The following is a 1,181-nucleotide window of genomic DNA, read 5'->3' as shown; positions in this document are numbered from 1 at the left end:
CCCTGCCCGACGCCGTGGACAGGCGCGGCCTGGACAGCCAGAGGCAGGCGCTTTTCGGCCACCCCATGAGCGGCGGCGGCCTTATGGAAGAGTTGCTGGACATTACGGAAGAACTGGTCTTCCTTTCACAGGACGCCACTCCCTGCGACTTGCGGTAAAAACACCGCCCGCGTAAACAGGACGAAAAACAGCAGAAACGACATGCTTGCATTTGATCTGGGCCGCATCGGCCATGAAGACGCTTTTGCCCTGCAAAAGCAGGTACAGGCACTGGTGCAATCCGGCGGGGATGACATCCTGCTGCTGCTTGAGCATCCGCCCACCGTGAGCATCGGTAAAAACTCCGGTGAGGAAAATGTTCCGCCGCACCTGCAAAGCATGTGGAGCGACCATGTGGACATCGTGCACAGCACCCGTGGCGGCAACGTGACCTGCCATTTTCCGGGTCAGCTTGTGGCCTATCCGATTATCAGCCTCAAGAAGCGGTCCGGCGGCATCCGCGCCTATGTGCACGACCTTGAGGAAACCGCCATACGCATGCTGGCCCGCTTTGACGTGACGGCAGAGCGGCGGCAGGGCTTTCCCGGCGTATGGACGGGCGAAAAAAAGATCGCATCGCTGGGCATCGCGGTGAACCGCTACGTCACCATGCACGGTCTGGCTCTCAATGTGGCCGAGGACCTCTCCCTGTTCAACATTATCTCGCCCTGCGGCCTGGAAGGCGTGGCCGCCACATCCATAGCGCGGGAAACGGCTGTCCCGGCTCCGGACATGGCCGCCGTAAAAGCTGCCTTTCTTGAAGAGTTTTACCATATTTTCCAGCCCGCCGGGAGCCACGGCCAGCTTCTGCCCATCCTGCGGGCCGCCCAAGACCTCATGACACTGTTGCAAGACGCGCAAAGGACTGAAAAGTGACCTGCAAAACCTCCGCTTCCGGCTCCTGCGGCGACAAACCGCAAAAAGCCATGCGCATGCCGCCCTGGCTGCGCCGCCCACTGGCCTCGGACAAACGCTTTTTCTCCACCACCGGCCTTGTGGATGACCTGGGCCTTTTCACCGTCTGCAAGGCGGCCAACTGCCCCAACCGGCAGGAATGCTACTCCGCCGGTACGGCCACCTTTCTGATCCTGGGCGAAACCTGCACGCGCAACTGCCGTTTCTGCAACATTCATCCCGGTCAG

At 60.8% G+C, this 1,181-nt stretch carries 1 protein-coding gene and 1 pseudogene; both read left to right on the top strand.

Features of this window, described 5'->3' with window-relative positions; translation table 11 throughout:
* Positions 1–201: 201 nt before the first annotated feature.
* Positions 202–915: a lipoyl(octanoyl) transferase LipB gene (gene lipB / locus V6C07_RS00500; RefSeq protein WP_333534391.1), complete on the top strand. Its 714-nt coding sequence runs from the start codon at positions 202–204 to the stop codon at positions 913–915.
* Positions 912–1,181 (top strand): annotated as a pseudogene (locus V6C07_RS00495) (lipoyl synthase); the annotation flags it as partial. The gene lipB and the pseudogene V6C07_RS00495, both read left to right, overlap by 4 nt.

This window comes from Desulfovibrio sp. 1214_IL3152, from assembly GCF_036763055.1.
Taxonomy (GTDB): Bacteria; Desulfobacterota; Desulfovibrionia; order Desulfovibrionales; family Desulfovibrionaceae; genus Desulfovibrio.
This window is presented reverse-complemented; position numbering and strand designations above follow the sequence as displayed.

Excerpts from the sequence above, each read along its gene's own strand:
- lipB (WP_333534391.1), top strand. The coding sequence starts at position 202 with ATGCTTGCATTTGATCTGGGCCGCATCGGCCATGAAGACGCTTTTGCC.